At 38.0% G+C, this 18154-nt stretch carries 18 protein-coding genes; 10 read left to right on the top strand and 8 right to left on the bottom strand.

What is annotated here, in order from left to right; genetic code table 11:
* The first annotated feature begins 63 nt into the window (after positions 1-63).
* Together GQR52_RS01730 and arcA are read left to right on the top strand one after the other, a co-directional pair.
* The gene (locus tag GQR52_RS01730) at positions 64-1668 is read left to right on the top strand and encodes a HAMP domain-containing sensor histidine kinase (RefSeq protein ID WP_007582962.1); all 1605 of its coding nucleotides are present in this window, start codon (positions 64-66) and stop codon (positions 1666-1668) included.
* Between the two features lie 491 nt (positions 1669-2159).
* Positions 2160-2876: a two-component system response regulator ArcA gene (gene arcA / locus GQR52_RS01725; protein ID WP_002962549.1), complete on the top strand. Its 717-nt coding sequence runs from the start codon at positions 2160-2162 to the stop codon at positions 2874-2876.
* A gap of 16 nt (positions 2877-2892) precedes the next feature.
* Here the strand turns inward: arcA and arcB are convergent, their stop codons facing one another.
* Positions 2893-5211, bottom strand: a complete 2319-nt coding sequence (gene arcB, locus GQR52_RS01720; RefSeq protein ID WP_101217457.1) for an aerobic respiration two-component sensor histidine kinase ArcB — start codon at positions 5209-5211, stop codon at positions 2893-2895.
* A 232-nt stretch (positions 5212-5443) separates the two neighbouring features.
* Here arcB and folE2 point away from each other — a divergent pair, with 232 nt between their 5' ends.
* The 4 genes from folE2 (at position 5444) to ampE (ending at position 8852) form a co-directional block, all read left to right on the top strand.
* Positions 5444-6364, top strand: coding sequence for a GTP cyclohydrolase FolE2 (folE2, locus tag GQR52_RS01715; protein ID WP_165727249.1), 921 nt, complete (start codon positions 5444-5446; stop codon positions 6362-6364).
* 116 nt (positions 6365-6480) lie between these two features.
* The gene (locus tag GQR52_RS01710; RefSeq protein ID WP_007582968.1) at positions 6481-7077 is read left to right on the top strand and encodes a DUF2726 domain-containing protein; all 597 of its coding nucleotides are present in this window, start codon (positions 6481-6483) and stop codon (positions 7075-7077) included.
* A 122-nt stretch (positions 7078-7199) separates the two neighbouring features.
* A complete protein-coding gene (gene mtnN / locus GQR52_RS01705) occupies positions 7200-7907 on the top strand; it encodes a 5'-methylthioadenosine/S-adenosylhomocysteine nucleosidase (RefSeq protein ID WP_165727248.1) in 708 nt (235 codons plus the stop codon).
* Positions 7908-8852: a regulatory signaling modulator protein AmpE gene (gene ampE / locus GQR52_RS01700; protein ID WP_165727247.1), complete on the top strand. Its 945-nt coding sequence runs from the start codon at positions 7908-7910 to the stop codon at positions 8850-8852.
* 96 nt (positions 8853-8948) lie between these two features.
* On the opposite strand, the gene tyrS is transcribed toward ampE, so the two are convergent.
* Positions 8949-10148, bottom strand: coding sequence for a tyrosine--tRNA ligase (gene tyrS / locus GQR52_RS01695; protein ID WP_007585427.1), 1200 nt, complete (start codon positions 10146-10148; stop codon positions 8949-8951).
* A gap of 322 nt (positions 10149-10470) precedes the next feature.
* Between tyrS and GQR52_RS01690 the strand changes: the two genes are divergently transcribed.
* Entirely contained in the window at positions 10471-11784 is a 1314-nt protein-coding gene (locus tag GQR52_RS01690; RefSeq protein WP_007585425.1) for a peptidoglycan DD-metalloendopeptidase family protein, read from the top strand.
* Positions 11785-11858: 74 nt separating this feature from the next.
* Here GQR52_RS01690 and GQR52_RS01685 read toward each other — a convergent pair whose 3' ends face one another.
* From GQR52_RS01685 to GQR52_RS01665, 5 genes are all read right to left on the bottom strand, one after another.
* Positions 11859-12035 carry a hypothetical protein gene (locus tag GQR52_RS01685; RefSeq protein ID WP_007583822.1) on the bottom strand — a complete coding sequence of 59 codons (177 nt, stop codon included), beginning with the start codon at positions 12033-12035 and terminating at the stop codon, positions 11859-11861.
* A gap of 13 nt (positions 12036-12048) precedes the next feature.
* On the bottom strand, positions 12049-13020 hold the full coding sequence (locus GQR52_RS01680) for an aldo/keto reductase (protein ID WP_165727246.1): 972 nt from the start codon (positions 13018-13020) through the stop codon (positions 12049-12051).
* A gap of 142 nt (positions 13021-13162) precedes the next feature.
* Positions 13163-14293 carry a sodium ion-translocating decarboxylase subunit beta gene (locus tag GQR52_RS01675; protein WP_165727245.1) on the bottom strand — a complete coding sequence of 377 codons (1131 nt, stop codon included), beginning with the start codon at positions 14291-14293 and terminating at the stop codon, positions 13163-13165.
* Positions 14294-14306: 13 nt separating this feature from the next.
* Positions 14307-16088, bottom strand: a complete 1782-nt coding sequence (gene oadA / locus GQR52_RS01670; protein WP_165722092.1) for a sodium-extruding oxaloacetate decarboxylase subunit alpha — start codon at positions 16086-16088, stop codon at positions 14307-14309.
* Positions 16089-16099: 11 nt separating this feature from the next.
* Positions 16100-16342: an OadG family transporter subunit gene (locus tag GQR52_RS01665; RefSeq protein WP_007583814.1), complete on the bottom strand. Its 243-nt coding sequence runs from the start codon at positions 16340-16342 to the stop codon at positions 16100-16102.
* Between the two features lie 519 nt (positions 16343-16861).
* Here GQR52_RS01665 and GQR52_RS01660 point away from each other — a divergent pair.
* The 3 genes from GQR52_RS01660 (at position 16862) to GQR52_RS01650 (ending at position 17885) form a co-directional block, all read left to right on the top strand.
* Positions 16862-17035, top strand: coding sequence for a DUF1328 family protein (locus GQR52_RS01660; RefSeq protein ID WP_002961939.1), 174 nt, complete (start codon positions 16862-16864; stop codon positions 17033-17035).
* Between the two features lie 58 nt (positions 17036-17093).
* The gene (locus GQR52_RS01655; protein WP_007378921.1) at positions 17094-17285 is read left to right on the top strand and encodes a hypothetical protein; all 192 of its coding nucleotides are present in this window, start codon (positions 17094-17096) and stop codon (positions 17283-17285) included.
* Between the two features lie 132 nt (positions 17286-17417).
* Positions 17418-17885: a YcxB family protein gene (locus GQR52_RS01650; RefSeq protein WP_165727244.1), complete on the top strand. Its 468-nt coding sequence runs from the start codon at positions 17418-17420 to the stop codon at positions 17883-17885.
* A gap of 50 nt (positions 17886-17935) precedes the next feature.
* Here GQR52_RS01650 and csrA read toward each other — a convergent pair whose 3' ends face one another.
* On the bottom strand, positions 17936-18127 hold the full coding sequence (gene csrA, locus GQR52_RS01645; protein WP_004587515.1) for a carbon storage regulator CsrA: 192 nt from the start codon (positions 18125-18127) through the stop codon (positions 17936-17938).
* Between the last annotated feature and the right edge of the window lie 27 nt (positions 18128-18154).

The following is an 18154-nucleotide window of genomic DNA, read 5'->3' as shown; positions in this document are numbered from 1 at the left end:
TCTCCCGTCTTTGCTAAACTAAAACTCTAAATAATCAAAATTAATTCAGGCGATAACGAAATAATGCCTAAAAAAGTTCATCAAAGTAGCATTCGCAAAGCACTCATAAATTTAATTATGCTTATTACAGCTATTTGCTTGTCGCTATCTATTTCGATATCTACTTATTTAAGCGTAAAAGAGCAAAAGCAATTAATCATTAATAAACTCGTCATACTTTCTGAAATTGTAGCTTTTGATGCTGGTAAATCAGTAGTTGAAGATGATAGAAAAACAGAAGAAAAACGCCTCAAGTCATTTGAAAATATCCCCCTTGTAAAAAACATACATATTTATTCAATAGAAAAAGCATCTCAAAAACCTGTTTTTTTTATTAGCTTTAATGCAAAAAAAACACCTCCAGTACCACTAAGAATAGACAGTGTTGATGAGCTAAAAACGCCACGAATTACGAGCGATCATATTGAACTAACCCGCCCTATTTACGATAACGAAAAGTTGGTCGGTTATGTATATATGCGAGGGAGCCTCGAAAGTTTAGAGACTTATATTGAGAGAAAAATATTAATAGACGTGCTATTAACTCTATTAATTTTAATAGTTGTTTACTTTATTGCTATAAAAGTTCAACGACGTATAGCCAAGCCAATAGAACAGTTAAGCATGCTATTGCAGGATGTATCTAAAAATCATAACTATGATGCACGCGCGCCAATAACCGATGTAAAAGAAATAACCGCTCTTTCAAATAGTTTAAATATCATGCTTACACGTACCAAAAAGCAACTTGAGCGCCACGAAAAAGATAAACAAGAAATAAAACAACTAAACCAGAGCCTTGAAGAAAAAGTAAACCAGCGAACAATCGCTCTCAGAGAAGCAAATCAAGAGCTTTTATCAACCCTTGAGAGAATGCATCAGTACCAAACGCAAATTGTTGAAAACGAAAAAATGGCATCGCTTGGGCAAATGGTTGCTGGGGTTGCCCATGAAGTGAATACACCAATAGGGCTAGGTATTACAGGCTCTACATTACTTCGAGATAAACTGGCAGATATACAGCAAAGCTTTGACGATAAAAAACTTACCTCAAGCCATCTAAAACGCTTTATAGATGAAGGTATTGAAAACTTAGACTTAATTTATCGTAATCTAAATCGTGCCGCAGACCTGATATCTAACTTTAAAAAAGTGGCCGTTATTCAAGACGACGGTGTTAATACCTATATTAATGTACATAAATTAATAAGTGATGTTTTAACATCGATTCAATCTGAACTACTGCCTAAAAAGCCTGTCGTTATTATTAACTGTCCGACCGACTTGGCTATTCATAGTAAGTCTGAACCTCTGCAACAAGTGTTTCAGCAGTTGCTTATGAACTCTGTGATTCATGGATTTATAGGTAAAGAAAATAATGAAATTCGCTTTGACGTAGAACTGGTAGGGAAAAAATTAACAATAGTTTATTCTGACAATGGTCAAGGTGTTGATAAAAACATTAAAAATAGAATTTTTGACCCGTTTGTAACTTCAAAGCGCGGACAAGGCGCAAGCGGCTTAGGCATGCACTTGGTCTACAACCTAGTAACACAAGCACTTGGCGGAAGAGTTATGTTTGATCTTGAAGAAAAACACGGTGCTCGCTTTATAATTACTATTCCTTAAATAAAGATCACTAAAAAGTGCATATATTTAAAATTTATCCTTGAATTAGCATTTAATGACCTCATTAATGAGGCATGTGATAAGCGCGTAACATTATTTAATTGCATTAAATAAATATTACCAAGCGATTTATGAACTTTTTTATCTTTGCTGTATCACATACATTGATGAAAGGTTAGAAAGTGATATAGTTTTGCTTTGAATTAGTCTGATTATTTTAAGTACCTTGTTTGATTGAATGATGTATCAATTATTAAAGGAAAATGGCTTCGACTTTATGATTCAAATAGCTACATCCACGTATATATCAATTAAACAGTAGTTTTTGCACTGCCCTTTTTAGTAGACTTTGGACACCCTACTGTTTTATTTTTATCCAATTTGTTTTTTCCTTGTTAACAAATGGGTATAATCCTATAATCTCTAGTAATCGGTTATAAATTCGTCACCGGTTTTTTTATAAATAAAATATTCCAAAAGGTTAATTAATAATGCAAACGCCAGTCATTCTAATCGTAGAAGATGAAGACGTAACTCGACTGAACCTAGTTAGTTTATTTGAAGCTGAAGGGTACAAAGTTATTGAAGCCATTGATGGCGATGATATGCATGACAAGCTTACAAATAACGATGACGTTAATCTTGTAGTTATGGATATCAACCTTCCTGGTAAAAACGGTCTTATTTTAGCCCGTGAATTACGCCAAAAGCGTAAAGTAGGTCTTATATTCCTAACCGGTCGTGACAACGATGTTGACCGTATTTTAGGTCTTGAAATTGGCGCAGATGACTATGTTACTAAGCCATTCAACCCGCGTGAATTAACTATTAGAGCTCGCAACCTTATTACTCGTACTGCTTTAGGCGGTGAAGAGTCAGCACTAGAAACAAATGGTGTTATTACGTTTAACGGTTGGGAACTTGATGAGAATAGCCGCTGTCTTACTTCTCCAAATGGCGACGCTAAACGTTTACCAAAAGGTGAGTACAGAGCACTTCGTTTAATGCTTGATTCTCCAGGTCGTATTTTTAGTCGTGAGCAATTAATCAAGCACATGACAGGCCGTGAGCTTCGTGCAAATGACCGTACTGTTGATGTTACTATTCGTCGCATTCGTAAGCATTTTGAGAGTGATAACTCAACGTCAGAGTTAATCAGCACCATCCATGGTGAAGGTTACCGTTTCATTGGTAAAATTGACGCTTAATTAGAGCTAATTAGTTTTACTCTAATTGCTGTAAAAATAAATGAAGGGCTTTTTGTCCTTCATTTATTTTATCTGCTAAAACATCTAACCACTGCTTTAACACTTCATCAGATTCATCAATCGCACCATGCTCCATTATTTTGGCATGAAGCTGCACATCATTTAAACCTACCGAGCCAGCCGCACCTTTAAGTTTATGCGCTACTGATTCATACTCTTCTCTATCGCCGGCATTTAATGAAGTAAGTAATTCTTGCTGATATTGTGGACTTAGCTTTTCGAATAACTGACTACTGCGTCTAAATACAACTAAGCCCATCGAATTTACAAAGTCTTCTATTGTTTCAATATCTAATAAGTGTGCATCAATGCCCTCTAGCGCTTCTTCACTTACTTTTAGCTGTGGCTCTGTGCATTCACTTTGCTTAATGCCAAATAAGTCAGCCAGCATTTTATCAAGCTTAACTGTGTTAATTGGTTTAGCCAACGCACCTTGTATTGATATACCTTCAAGCTCTTTTTCAGCACTGCGTACATTGGCAGTTAAAGCAACAATAGGTAATTTATCGAAGTGGCTATCTGAGCGTATTTGTTTAGCAACCACGTCACCGTTTATATCTGGCAATTGCATATCAAGTAGTACTAAATCTAAGTCATCTTCGGTTTCGACAAACGAGAGTGCATCTTCACCGGTTTCAGCCCATAACACTTCATGGCCGCGTTGCTCTAATAGGTTTGTAGCAATTTCGGCGTTAAGAGGCACATCTTCTACTAGTAGAATATACAAACCACGGCCAACATAACTTTGCTCTGTTGGTGCAACACATAAACTAAGCGGTATTTGCACTGTAAAACAACTTCCTTCGCCTTCAGTACTATTTACCGTAATTATCCCTTTCATTGCACTTACAAGTGCCTTGGTTACAGCTAAACCAATACCTGAACCTATTGCGTTAGTGCCTTTTAAATCCGGCGCTTTGTAATACATATCAAATATATGGGCAAGCTGCTCTGGTGGAATACCTTGACCGGTATCTAGTACCTTAATAACTAACCATGGGCCTTCTACGCGATTTTCTCTGCTGCATTCGAGTGTTACTTTGCCTTGCTGAGTAAACTTAACGGCGTTGTTAATTAAGTTCCAAACAACTTGGCGTAATCGAGTCGGATCGAGCTGCGCGTAAACATCAAGTATGCCATTGCGCTTAATATCAAACTCAAGCTCTTTTTGCTCTGCTATTAAGCCTGCAAAATTAACTACATCGTTTATAAAGTCTGACACATTAATAGAATTAGTTGCTATATCGAGCTGATCTCTATCTATTTTATCTAAATCTATAATATCGTTAAAAATATTACCGAGTGTTTCAGCACTCGAAAAAATAGTATTGCCCCAACTACGCTGCTGCTTATTAAGCTCTGTATCTAATAACATACGCGTTAAACCAACAATGCCATTTAAAGGAGTACGTAGTTCATGGCTCAGCGTAGCAATAAACTTACCTTTGTCTTTATAGGCAGTTTCGAGTGCTTGTGCAGCTTCTTTACGGCTAGTGATATCACGTCCAAAACCCAGTAAACCAATGTAGTCACCGTCATCATTTATAAAAGGTAATTTACGCAGCTCAAACCAACGTGTTTCACCATTTACTTCATAGCCTACATCTATAGTTAGTGCTTTATGGCTTTGCTCTACTTCTTTATCGGTTGCCAAAACTTCAGCTAAAAAATGACTCGGGAATATCTGCTCAACCGTTTTTCCTATTAACTCACTACTTGATTTTCCCATTACCTCTTCAAACATTTTATTACAGCCGGCAAATACACCGTTGTTATCGCGGTAATAAAATAGATCGGGAGATGAATCAACGATTGAGCGTTGCAACATACTTTGTTGGGCAAGTTCTTGTTGTGTTTTTTTACGCTCAGCAATTTCTCGGCGCAGCTCTTCAATAGCGCGATGCTTGGCATGAAATGCCATTTTACGCTCATCAATTTCAATATTTAAACGACTAATGTTGTCTTTTAGGGTTTGGTTTAAGAGCTTCTCCTGCTTGGTTGCGCTATCTAAATAAGCATACGAGGCATCTAATTGACGAATTGAATTAAGTAATACACTTATAATTAAAGGAGAAACTACAGCCGTAAAAAATACCACAGCCAAAATATCAACAAGGTGTAATTCGCCTATCGCAACATAATAAAACATGCTCGATAAAATAAGAGATACAGTTAAAAATAAAGTGTAACAAATAGCTGCGGTTTTAAATTCACCAAATCGCGTTATTGAGCTGGAAAGTACCCGAGCCCAAGGGCTCAAAGAATAATCGGTCATACGTAATTTTATCTCTTAGCTGTGTGCTTAAATATAAAGAAGGCAATGCGCATGTATAAACATACCATTTTCCCAGATTTTAGCATTTTTCTCCTACCACTACCCATGTTGTGCGATAAAAACAGAATTTTTCATGTTTGATTTTGCTCATCTCTTAAACTCATCATTTCAGCAATAAATTATTTAGTGTAAAATGCCCCGCTTTATTATCTCCAAAATACGAGTAGCGCACATGCAAACCAATATGCCAGATATAGCAGACACTGCACCCGCTTTACAAACAGGTAAATTAGACTGGGTTGGCATGGGCGAAATCGAACTGCCATTTATTTTTGAGTCACGAGACTTATCTCCAGTTACAGTAAATGCCAAAGCTCGTGCATTTGTAAATTTGCATAAAGAAGATGCCAAAGGCATTCATATGTCACGTCTATTTTTAGCACTTGACCTGCTTTCAACTGAGCAGCAAGTCAATCCGCAAACAATAGCGCAAGCACTCGATACCTTTATAACTAGCCACGAAGGGCTGAGCGATAAAGCACAAATTGAATTTAAATTTGAATTACCGCTACGCCGTAAATCACTATTAAGTGGTAAAGCGGGCTGGAAAAGCTACCCAGTTTTACTTACCAGTACAATTGAAAATAACATTATTAGCTACGAGCTAACCGTAGATGTTACCTATTCTTCAACGTGCCCTTGCTCTGCAGCACTTGCACGCCAGCTTATACAAAACGCGTTTAACGAAAAGTTTAACCAAGAAACCTTAAGCCAAAAAGATGTGCACGAATGGCTAGGCACTACTCAAGGCATAGTAGCTACACCTCACTCGCAGCGCTCTATTGCCAACGTAAAAGTAAAGCTTGATAGCAATATTCAAGAATTTGACGTAGTGACTCTAATAAATACCCTCGAAGCTGAACTTAAAACGCCTGTACAAGCGGCAGTAAAACGCGAAGACGAGCAAGAATTTGCCCGTTTAAATGGTCAAAATCTTATGTTTTGTGAAGATGCAGCGCGTAAAATTAAAGCTTTATTAGAAACAGATAATTACAGCGATTACTGGCTGCAAATAAACCATTATGAATCACTCCATGCACACGATGCTGTAGCTATTGCGGTTAAAGGTATTAAAGGTGGATACAAAGCTTAATAGCTACATAGTTTTAGCTTTTATAAACAGTTGGTAATTATTTTATAACTCATACTTTTTAGGCACGTAAATTGCTTTATTTGAGCAGTGTCAATTTGTTGTTATGGAGTTACCGTATGGAATTCGCTTTATTATTAATTCTAGTATTAGTTGTCGGGGCTTCTGTTGTTGCGTCAAAATTTAATGACGATGGCGGAAACCCGTATCCTTTTACCCGCAAGCAAACTGTTTTTACGCAGGTTGAGGGCGCTTTTTTAAATCTTCTCGAGCGTGCTGTAGGCGATCAATATAAAATTGTTAGTCGCGTTAAGCTAATTGACGTTATTGACTGTAAGCAAGGTCTTTCTATTAAATCTAAACGTGCTGCTTTAGCTAAAGCTAAAAATAAGCAACTCGACTTTGTATTAATCGATAAAGAAAAACTAACTATTGTTGCGGCCGTTGACCTAGTTAACAATGCCAATAAAGATGGCCACAAAGCTCAACGCGACTGGTTTGTAAACGGTGCACTAGAGTCTGCGGGCATTCCACATATTCGTATGAAAGTTAAATCGGGCTACCGTCCATCAGAAGTGCGCGATGCAATTATGTTTAAACTTGGTAAGCCTGCAGCAACACAAACGCAGCGTCCTGTTCGTAATCGCTCACACAAGCCAGCGGTACTTTCACCTTCTCAAGCCAAAGCACAAACAACTGCTTTAGCTGAAATTTAAAAACCAAATTAAATACTCTCCTAAAAAGTATTTAAAGCGAGCTTATAAACAAGCTCGCTTTTTTGTTTTTTATTGCTAACTTCACGTATAATCAAGTGATTCAAACTCAGGAATTAAACATTATGAATGTTGGTATTATTGGCGCAATGGAGCCAGAAGTTAAAATTTTACGTGAAGCGATGCAAAACGCACAAATTTTAACTAAAGCAGGTTTCACTTTTTATACTGGTGAATTGGCTGGTAACACAGTAACACTTGTTCAATCTGGTATTGGTAAAGTAGCATCAACAATTGCAACTACCTTACTAATTGACAACTTCAAACCTGATTGCGTAATTAACACAGGCTCTGCCGGTGGATTCGATCCTTCTCTAAGTGTTGGCGACGTAGTAATTTCGTCAGAAGTACGTCATCACGATGTAGATGTTACTGCTTTTGGCTACGAAATTGGCCAAGTACCACAAATGCCAGCAGGCTTTGCAGCTCACCCTAAATTAGTTGAAGCAGCACAACAAACAATCGAACAAATCAGTGATGTTAAAACACTTGTTGGCTTAATTTGTACTGGTGACACATTCATGTGTGACCCTGTGCGTATCGATAAAGCACGCAGTGATTTTCCTACAATGCTTGCCGTTGAAATGGAAGGCGCTTCAATTGCACAAACGTGTTTTACGCTTAACACACCATTTGTTGTAATTCGCTCAATGTCTGATATAGCAGGTAAAGAGTCACCACAATCATTTGAAGAATACCTAGAAACAGCATCAATCAACTCATCTAAAATGGTTGTCGCACTTTTAGAAAAGCTAACTGCAGTGTCTCTGTAAATGCTTAGCAATATTGTTCAAAACCACTTGGACTTTATTGCCTTCATACTAGCGCTCCTTGCTGAGCGCTTTATTCCCCTTATTAGCTGGTATCATCCTAATACAGCGTTAAATGCTGTTTTTAGTGCTATTGGCAAGCGCATATACAAAAGCAAAGAACCTAAAAGCTATCAATATTTGGCAGCTATACTCGCAAGCACGCTCATTTTAAGTGTCATTCTCATTATTGTAGTGCTACTACTCGAGTTTGCTTTTTACCCTGAATTACTCGCAGGTCTTATTTTATACTTATGCTTAGAAAGTAAGAGTATTGATAAAAAAGCACTTCGCATTGCAAAGCTAACTAAACAAAATCAAAAATCGACAGCACGCGAATTACTAAAACCACTGCTTGCCCGTGAAGTTAATAGGCTTTCATCTCCTGGTATTATTAAAGCATTAATTGAAAGCTTAATACTGCGCACTGCTCGATACTATTTCGTAGTTATATTTATATTTTTAGCCTTTGGCCCAATTACTGCCCTCGCCTATCGATTGCTTACTTTAATACAACAAGCCTGGCGTAGTGATATATCCCCAAATAGCTACTTTTTAAAACCGCTTAAAACTCTCTTGTTTATTATTGAGTATATTCCAATGCGCTTACTCGCTTTAACTATTGCAGCAAGTAGAGCGAGCAAACAAAGCATGCACTACATAAAGCATTATGGTAGACATTTTTATCAAACAAATACAGGTTGGCTACTAAGCACATGCTCTGCATCACTTGGTGTGCAGCTGGGCGGGCCTGCAGTTTATTTAGGTACTCGCTTTAATAAAATGCGTATAGGTACTGATAGACTACCTACACCCGAGGATGTACCTGTAATAATTAATAGATTAAATCAGGCGCGTGTATTTTGGTTGTTAGTAATTGTAAGTATTGAAATATTAAAAGTGATTTAGTGACTATTTAGTGACTACCTCGTAACTATTTACAGACCCCAAAATACGAGCACAAAAAAACCAGCCTAGGCTGGTTTTTTAGTTTTCAAACGGTATTTAAGCTACAGTGATGTTTGCAAACTTACGTTTACCTACTTGGTAAATAGCTGTTGTGCCTTTTGCTATTTCAAGTTTGGTGTCAGTGATTTTATCTTCACCGTTAAGTTTAACTGCACCTTGCTTAATCATACGCATTGCTTCTGATGTACTTACTACTAAATTTGCTTCTTTAAGCAAGTTAGCAATTAAAATAGTGTCTTCTGCGATAGTGATTGTTAGCTCAGGGATTTCATCTGGTAACGCTTTTTTCTGAAAACGCTGAATAAAATCATCATGTGCACCTTGTGCATCAGCTTCACTATGGAAACGAGCAATTAGCTCTTTAGCTAGTTCAATTTTAATATCGCGCGGGTTAGTACCTTGCTCAACACGTTCTTTTTGAGCTGCAATTTCTTCAATAGAAAGCGCGCTTAATAAATCGTAATAACGCCACATTAGCACATCACTAATTGACATTATTTTACCAAACATATCGTTTGGCGCATCAGTAATACCAATGTAGTTACCAAGCGACTTAGACATTTTTTGAACGCCGTCAGTACCTTCAAGTAATGGCATCATTAATACTGTTTGCGGCTTTTGGCCTTCAACTTTTTGTAGCTCACGACCCATTAGCAAGTTAAAGCGCTGATCAGTACCGCCCAGTTCAACATCTGACTCTAGTGCAACCGAATCCCAACCTTGTACCAGTGGATATAAAAACTCGTGAATTGCAATTGGTTGACCGCTGCCGTAACGCTTTTTAAAGTCATCACGTTCAAGCATGCGCGCTACTGTTTGGTTAGCAGCAAGTTTTATCATACCTGCAGCGCCTAACTTTTCCATCCAAGTAGAGTTAAATGCAACAGTGGTTTTAGCAGGATCTAGAATTTTGAATACTTGTTCTTTATATGTTTCGGCATTGGCTAGTACGTCTTCGCGAGTAAGTGGTTTACGCGTTACGTTTTTACCTGTTGGGTCACCAATCATGCCAGTAAAGTCACCAATTAAGAAAATAACCTCATGACCTAAATCCTGAAAGGTTTTCATTTTATTAATTAGTACAGTGTGCCCTAAATGTAAATCAGGGGCTGTAGGATCAAAGCCAGCTTTTATTTTTAGCTTTTTGCCCGACTTTAGTTTTTCAACTAGTTCGTCTTCAATTAATATTTCTTCTGCACCGCGTTTTATCTCTGCTAGAGCGGTTTGTAAATCCACTTTGTGTTACTCCAAAATTCTGCCTACGAAGGGGCGGACTAGTTACTTGTAATCACGGTTTAATATAGGTTTAAACCGAATATATATATGTAGCTAACATAACAAATTTCTACCTAATTAAAATAACTTTTTAAGTTATTAATGCAACTAAACAAAATGAATTGAGTCTTAGTTAGATAGGACGTTAAAAAAGGCTTCCTAACCCTGATTTTAGCGTAGTTTAAGGTTAGTTTAAATCTACAAAGCACTAGTATTCGTACATTATTAAGTATATCCTGCAATATTATGTATTTATTATCTTGACAGCAGAAAAAGGCACGTTATGGTTCACGTGGTTAACACTCTCCCAAAAAAACACAAATTGCTTATTTTAGGTTTAGTTTCTGCTATTGCCGGCTTGGCATTTCTTCCTTCTGAAAAAGCGACTGCTTCTAAAGACAATAATGCAGATGCATTAGAGATAGGCAAGCGCTATGAGTTACAAGTTAAAGTTGATGACAACGAAAAATTAACTGAGTTAAATTCAGAGCAAGCAGCAGAAAAATTACCAGAATACGACTTTGTCGATCATAAAGTTAAAAATGGCGACAATTTAGCAATTATCTTCAAACGTGCTGGTTTTTCAGCTCAAACGCTCCATAAACTAATTAACACTAACGCAGAAACGCGCAAGCTAACTAAAATTCACCCTGGTGAAATACTTAGCTTTGCGACAGCTGAAGATGGCTCTTTGGCTCAACTGCGCTATGTGATTTCAAAAACCGATACTTTATTTGTTACCTTAAATGAAGAAGGTAACTACGATACAGCTATTGATAGTAAAGAAATTGAAACGCTAACCAAAACCGCTGGCGGCGAAATATCTAACAACTTTTGGACTTCAGCAATAGCGGCAGGTTTAAGCGAACGTCAAATAATGAACTTTGCTGACATATTTGGTTGGGATGTTGATTTTGCAAACGACATTCGTAAAGGCGATGTGTTTGGCTTAATTTACGAGTCTCATTATGTTGATGGCGAGTTTATTGGTACCGGTAAAATTATTGCCGCTGAATTTGTAAACCAAGGTCAGCGCTTTGCAGCGATTCGCCATACCGACGGCAATTTTTATACGCCTGAAGGGCGTAGCATGAAAAAAGCATTTTTACGTGCACCTGTAAGCTTTAAGTATATTAGTTCGAGCTTTAATCCTCGTCGCTTACACCCAGTTACTGGGCAAGTTAGAGCGCACCGTGGTATCGACTTTGCGGCACGCACTGGCACACCGGTGGTTGCATCAGGGAACGGTAAGGTAGTTAAAGCGGGTTACAGCAAGTACAACGGTAACTACGTCTTTATTAGCCATGGCACACAATATGTAACTAAGTACTTACACCTAAATAAGAAACTAGTTAAAACGGGCCAAAAAGTTAAACAGGGCCAACAAATTGGTACTGTAGGTTCTACGGGTCGTGTTACTGGCGCACATTTACACTATGAATTTTTAGTAAATGGCGTTCACCGTAATCCTAAAACAGTAAAACTTCCTAAGTCAGAGCCATTACCTCGCTCAGAACTTGCTAAGTTTAAACCTATTGCAGATAATTTTATTGCCCAACTTGAGCGCAATCGCGAGCTACAGTTAGCACTTAAATAAAGTTTATTAATAAACATTAAAAAAGCCTTTGCAGGTTAAACCTGCAAAGGCTTTTTTGTGTACGCTAAAAACCATTAGTACATTAATACATAAATGAGCTGAATAACTAAAGACACCATCACTAATGGCCAAATATATTTGCTGTATTTGGTTGCACCGTTGAGCCCTATTTTACTTTGATATTTTTCAAGCAATGGAATAAGTATCGCTAGCGCGACAAACAAACCAATTAAAATAACGAATATATTCATATCAATGCCCTTCTTATGGTAGCTCATGGCCTTTAGCGCTTACATAAAGTGCATACCAATGCTCACGAGTTAGCTGTACGTTTACAGCATCACAAGAGGCTTTAATACGCTTGGCATTAGTTGTTCCAATAATCGGCTGAATAGATGCGGGATGGCGCAGTAACCATGCAATGACTATAGCCTCAGCAGACGTATCATAAAGTGCAGCCAGCTTATTAACTAAAAGACTGGTGTTTATATCAGCCTGCGATGCGTTTGATAAATCACTGCCGCTGTATAATCCTTGGCATAAACTGCCCCAGCTTTGAATTTGAATTTCAAAATGGCGACAGTACTCAATACTACCGGGCGTAAAATTAAGATCCTTACCGTCACTGTTACCGGCATATACACCTTCATCAACAAACTGATGTTTTTGTAAACTAGCCTCAATTTGATTAGCCACAATCGGCATATCAAGTGCATGCTGTAAAAAATTCATTTGATGTTGCTGCATATTCGATACTGCAAAATTGCGCACTTTACCGCTTTCTTTTAAGCAACTAAATATGCGAGCAATTTCGTTAGCTTCCATGAGTGGATCAGGACGATGTAGCATAAGTACGTCTAAATAGTCTGTATTTAATCGCTTCAAGGATGCTTCAACTGATTGCTCAATCCACTTTGATGAAAAATCATAGCGCTTTGGCCCTAAGTCATCTTCAAAACGAATCCCACACTTAGATTGAATATACATGTGCTCTCTAAGCTCTGGTCGCTCGCTTAATGCTTTACCAAAAACCTGCTCCGCTTTACCAAAAGTATAAATATCAGCATGGTCAAAAAAGTTAATGCCACCTTCAATAGCGTTATCTATGCATTCATGAGTTTGCTTAACATGTGCATCAGTGATTGCGTCTTTATTCCAACCGCCTCCCAGACCCATGCATCCGAATACAAGTTTACTAACATGAGGTAAGTGCTTTGCTAAAGGTGTGTGAAGCATGATAACTATCCTTAAAATTTTGAAGAGCTGTTACTGTAAACAAAAAGCGCTGAACAAGAAACCATTTAGCGGTGAACAAATTAAGAACAAAAAAAAGCGCAGTAAACTGCGCTAAATCATTTATTAACTACCACGTTAATTATTAGCCAACAAGTGCTAATAAAATACCCGCAGCAACTGCACTACCAAGTACACCCGCTACGTTGGGTCCCATAGCATGCATAAGTAAAAAGTTATGTGGGTTGCTTTCAAGGCCAACTTTATTAACTACTCGTGCCGCCATTGGCACAGCCGATACACCTGCTGCCCCAATTAATGGGTTTATAGGTGTTTTAGATATGCGGTTAAGTCCTTTTGCCATAAATACGCCAGATGCAGTACCAATTGCAAAAGCCAGTGCGCCAAGCACTAAAATACCAATCGTCTCAACAGTTAAAAACTTATCTGCAGCAAGCTTTGAACCTACAGCTAAACCTAAAAATATAGTTGTAACATTGATGATTTCGTTTTGAGCACTGTTACTTAATCTATCAACAACACCCGACTCTCGCATTAAGTTACCTAAACAAAACATACCTACAAGCGGTATAGCAGCCGGTAAAAACATAGCCGTTAAGCTAAGCACCATAAGAGGGAAAATAATCTTTTCCTTTTTAGATATTTTGCGAAGCTCTGGCATCTTAATTTTACGTTCTTCTGGGGTTGTTAACGCACGCATAATTGGCGGTTGAATAATTGGTACAAGAGCCATGTATGAATATGCGGCTACCGCTATTGCACCAAGTAAATCAGGTGCCAGTTTTGATGCTAAAAATATTGCTGTTGGCCCATCGGCACCACCAATAATGGCAATAGCTGATGCATCCTGTAGGGTAAACTCAAAACCTGGTACATAATTTAATAATATTGCGCCAAACAAAGTAGCAAAAATACCAAACTGTGCAGCCGCACCTAATAACAACATACGTGGGTTTGCAATAAGCGCGCTAAAGTCGGTCAGCGCCCCTACTCCCATAAATATTAATAACGGAAAAATCCCCGTATCAATACCCACGTAATAAACGTAATACAAAAGCCCACCTGGGTCTGACAAACCTGCCACTGGTACATTTGTTAAAATTGCACCAAAACCAATTGGTAATAATAATAGTGGTTCAAAGCCTTTAGCTATCGCTAAAAACAGTAATAAACACCCTACCGCAATCATAATTAACGATGGGATTGTAAAGTTAGCAATGCCGGTCGCATTCCAGAGGTTTAAAATACCGTCCATCCTCTATTTGCTCCTAAGCTAATGCAATCATAGCGTCGCCGGTAGTTACGGCATCGCCTTCACCAACCAACACTTCGGCAATAGTTCCGGTATGCATTGCGCGTATTTCGGTTTCCATTTTCATGGCTTCCATAATAATCACTACATCACCTTCGTTAACAACTTGCCCAGCTTTTACCTTAATCTTAAAAATATTACCGGCTAAAGGTGCGTTAAGTGTTTCACCTGATGCAACTGAAGCAGACTGAGGAATGTGCTCAGAGTCTTTTAATGTTACTTCTTTTAGCTCACCACCTTGCGCCACTACTACGTCGTAAACTTTACCATCTACTTTTACGCTGTATTGCTCAGCTTTAACGCTGTTATTATTTGATCCTGATTTTGGTGCTGCCTTATTGCTCTTATCTTCAACGGTAGGAATAGGCTCAAATGCATCAGGGTTATTACGATTTTTAATAAATTTCAAACCAACCTGCGGAAATAATGCATAAGTTAGTACGTCATCAATTTGCTCATCAGCAAGTGTTAAACCTTGCTCTTGTGCTTCTTTTAATAATTCAGCTTCAAGCGTTGCAAGCTCTGGTGCAATGTTATCTGCAGGGCGACAAGTAATAACCTCTGCTCCATCAAGCACACGCTCTTGTAGCTCTTTATTCATTGGTGCTGGTGTTAAGCCATATTCACCTTTTAATACGCCAGCAGTTTCTTTAGTAATTGTTTTATAACGCTCACCGGTTAGCACGTTAAGTACTGCTTGAGTGCCTACAATTTGCGACGTGGGTGTTACTAAAGGTAAAAAACCAAGATCTTCACGTACCCGTGGGATCTCAAGCAAAACTTCATTAAGCTTATCTGCCGCGCCTTGCTCTTTAAGTTGGTTTTCCATGTTTGTAAGCATGCCACCAGGTACTTGAGCTAGTAAAATACGACCATCAACCCCTTTTAAGCTACCTTCAAATGCCGCATATTTTTTACGTACATCTCTAAAGTAAGCAGCAATTTCTTCTAGATGATTTAAATCAAGGTCAGTATCGCGCTCAGTTCCTTCAACTATCGATACAATAGTTTCAGTTGCTGTGTGTCCGTAAGTCATACTCATAGATGAAATAGCGGTATCAAGCATATCAATGCCTGCATCAATCGCTTTTTGATAAGTCGCAGTACTTAAACCAGTTGTAGCGTGGCACTGCATAGCAATAGGAACCGACACGGTTTCCTTAAGTGCTTTAATTAGTTTTTCAGCATCGTACGGCTTTAATAAACCCGCCATATCTTTAATACAAATTGAGTGACAGCCTAAATCTTCTAATTGCTTAGCAAGAGTCAGCCACATATCAAGCGTATGAACAGGACTTACCGTGTACGAAATAGTACCTTGAGCATGTGCGCCTACTTTTATAGCCGCTTTAATCGCTGTTTCTAGGTTACGTACATCGTTCATTGCATCGAAAATACGAAATACGTCAACGCCATTTTTATGTGCGCGTTCTACAAACTTTTCAACTACATCATCAGCGTAATGGCGGTAGCCTAATAGGTTTTGACCGCGTAATAGCATTTGCTGTTTAGTATTAGGCATCGCTTTTTTAAGCGCGCGAATACGCTCCCAAGGATCTTCGCCTAAATAACGAATACACGAATCAAATGTAGCACCGCCCCACGATTCAATAGACCAATAACCTGCATCATCTAGCTTGCTAGCAATAGGTAGCATATCGTCTAGGCGCATACGTGTTGCGAGCAATGATTGGTGCGCATCGCGTAATACCAATTCTGTTAATTTTAATTTAGCCATGTGTGTGCCCCTTATTTATTATTTGATTTGTACTGAGCAATGGCAGCACTAATAGCAGCGATGTGCTCATTAGGCACACCTTGAGATTTAAAAGACGGTGATTTAGCTGGTGATGCCTCTGGTTCGCTATAGCGCGTCACCAAATTAGACATAAGCGTTACTGCACCAATTAATATCGACAGAAATACAAACACCCCAACCATACCAGTTAGCATTAAGCTACCAGCCGTTGTGAGTAGAGCACCTATATCCATTTTTCTCCCCCTTGAAACCCATATCGAAAATAAAAAATCGATTTAATTAAATATTTATTCACTGGATAATAACAAAACTAGTCGCTTTGTCTACATCTTGTAAATTGGTAAAACCAATTAAACTATAAACAACATAACACTCAACAAATTTACATGCCATAACCCAGCAATCATGCGCCCTACAATACATACAGAAAATAACGACTATAGCTAATAGTTATATGGAAGTTGTTAATTAACTATTCAACTTAATAAAAATAACCGCCAAATTTTATAATAAGTACAAAAACACACACCAATTGTTAATTGGTCTTACCAAAAAGATTATTTTTAGTGAATATTTACCGGTAACTTGTAACAGTGTGAATAACTTACATAACAAAGCGTAAAAATTACTAACTAACTAATAACTAAAAACACAGTTAAAAACCATAACCACTTGATATAAAACAAAAATAAACTTTGGCATATAACTGGCATTAGTTATTGTGAGCAAATTTGATAACCAAGGAGAAAACAATGTTACGCTGGACAATTACATTTTTAGTTATTGCTTTAATCGCTGCAGTGTTAGGTTTTGGTGGCATCGCAGGTGCCGCAGCTGGTATAGCAAAAATTATATTTTTTATATTTTTAGTACTTTTAGTGATCTCATTAGTTTCAGGTGCACTACGTGGTAAATCACCCAGGTAGATAAAGCATTCAACTAACAAACACTAAAATTTAATTAACACTTACAAGGAATTACATTATGAATTCAACAACTGTAAAAGCAGCACTAATCGGTCTATTCGCAAGTTTCTTTATCATGGGTTGTGAAGACAATCATGCAGAAGACGCAGGCGAACGTATTGACGAAGCAGTAACTGACGTGCAAAACAAAGTAGAAGATGCATGTGAAAATGTTAAAGAAGGCGTAAACGCTGAAGAAACTAACTGTTAATTCTTCTTGTATCGCTAAAAAACGGCCTTAGGGCCGTTTTTTTGTGTCTGTAATAAAATCACTGACTATAAAGCTGCTCATTTAGCGGCTAGCTTGTTAAAATAAAAAAAACGATATTTAAAGCAAGGCAATATGGCATTTACAACAACCTACACACTAGATAAACCTTACTTTTACGAGTGCTTTGACGAGTCACTCCCCTACAGTAAGCGCGCCAAACCTAAGTACTTTTTACTTGTACTCCTCGTTGCGCTTGGTTTATTTGGCATTTATGTTTTAAACGATCATTACTTAGGATCGTTTATGATCATGCTAGGTGTACTAGAGTGCGTCGCTTTTTACTATCGCAGACCTTGGTGGGTAACCAGACAAATGCTCAGCAGAGCGTCAGGCTCTGAGGTAACACTTACCTTTGATGAAGAAGGCATTAAGTCGGCTAATCATTACAAAAGTTTTGAGCTAACTTGGCAAAACATAAGCGAAGTAATAGATACTCAGCAAGGTATTATTATTAAAAATAAAAGCGGAATGCAGTACATTTCAAAACAAATACTAACCCCTGAAATACTCGCTTTTATAAACAAAAAAGCCACTCAGTGAGTGGCTTTTAGTCTAGTTGAGCTAATTACTCAACTACGTATACGTGTTGATTAAGCATTGCCCGGATTAGGGTTCGACTTTTCAGCTTGTATGCGCATGTAAATCTCTTCACGATGCACTGATACGTCTTTTGGTGCATTAACACCGATTCGAACTTGATTTCCTTTAACACCTAGAACAGTAACTGTTACTTCGTCACCAATCATTAGGGTTTCACCTACTCTACGAGTTAGTATTAGCATTCTCTTGCTCCCATGTTCCAATAAAAA

This window comes from Pseudoalteromonas sp. 31A1 (assembly GCF_011378815.1).
GTDB lineage: Bacteria > Pseudomonadota > Gammaproteobacteria > Enterobacterales > Alteromonadaceae > Pseudoalteromonas > Pseudoalteromonas arctica.
This window is presented reverse-complemented; position numbering and strand designations above follow the sequence as displayed.

Excerpts from the sequence above, each read along its gene's own strand:
- GQR52_RS01730 (WP_007582962.1), top strand. The coding sequence starts at position 64 with ATGCCTAAAAAAGTTCATCAAAGTAGCATTCGCAAAGCACTCATAAAT.
- arcA (WP_002962549.1), top strand. The coding sequence starts at position 2,160 with ATGCAAACGCCAGTCATTCTAATCGTAGAAGATGAAGACGTAACTCGA.
- arcB (WP_101217457.1), bottom strand. The coding sequence starts at position 5,211 with ATGACCGATTATTCTTTGAGCCCTTGGGCTCGGGTACTTTCCAGCTCA.
- folE2 (WP_165727249.1), top strand. The coding sequence starts at position 5,444 with ATGCAAACCAATATGCCAGATATAGCAGACACTGCACCCGCTTTACAA.
- GQR52_RS01710 (WP_007582968.1), top strand. The coding sequence starts at position 6,481 with ATGGAATTCGCTTTATTATTAATTCTAGTATTAGTTGTCGGGGCTTCT.
- mtnN (WP_165727248.1), top strand. The coding sequence starts at position 7,200 with ATGAATGTTGGTATTATTGGCGCAATGGAGCCAGAAGTTAAAATTTTA.
- ampE (WP_165727247.1), top strand. The coding sequence starts at position 7,908 with ATGCTTAGCAATATTGTTCAAAACCACTTGGACTTTATTGCCTTCATA.
- GQR52_RS01690 (WP_007585425.1), top strand. The coding sequence starts at position 10,471 with ATGGTTCACGTGGTTAACACTCTCCCAAAAAAACACAAATTGCTTATT.
- GQR52_RS01685 (WP_007583822.1), bottom strand. The coding sequence starts at position 12,035 with ATGAATATATTCGTTATTTTAATTGGTTTGTTTGTCGCGCTAGCGATA.
- GQR52_RS01680 (WP_165727246.1), bottom strand. The coding sequence starts at position 13,020 with ATGCTTCACACACCTTTAGCAAAGCACTTACCTCATGTTAGTAAACTT.
- GQR52_RS01675 (WP_165727245.1), bottom strand. The coding sequence starts at position 14,293 with ATGGACGGTATTTTAAACCTCTGGAATGCGACCGGCATTGCTAACTTT.
- oadA (WP_165722092.1), bottom strand. The coding sequence starts at position 16,088 with ATGGCTAAATTAAAATTAACAGAATTGGTATTACGCGATGCGCACCAA.
- GQR52_RS01665 (WP_007583814.1), bottom strand. The coding sequence starts at position 16,342 with ATGGATATAGGTGCTCTACTCACAACGGCTGGTAGCTTAATGCTAACT.
- GQR52_RS01660 (WP_002961939.1), top strand. The coding sequence starts at position 16,862 with ATGTTACGCTGGACAATTACATTTTTAGTTATTGCTTTAATCGCTGCA.
- GQR52_RS01655 (WP_007378921.1), top strand. The coding sequence starts at position 17,094 with ATGAATTCAACAACTGTAAAAGCAGCACTAATCGGTCTATTCGCAAGT.
- GQR52_RS01650 (WP_165727244.1), top strand. The coding sequence starts at position 17,418 with ATGGCATTTACAACAACCTACACACTAGATAAACCTTACTTTTACGAG.
- csrA (WP_004587515.1), bottom strand. The coding sequence starts at position 18,127 with ATGCTAATACTAACTCGTAGAGTAGGTGAAACCCTAATGATTGGTGAC.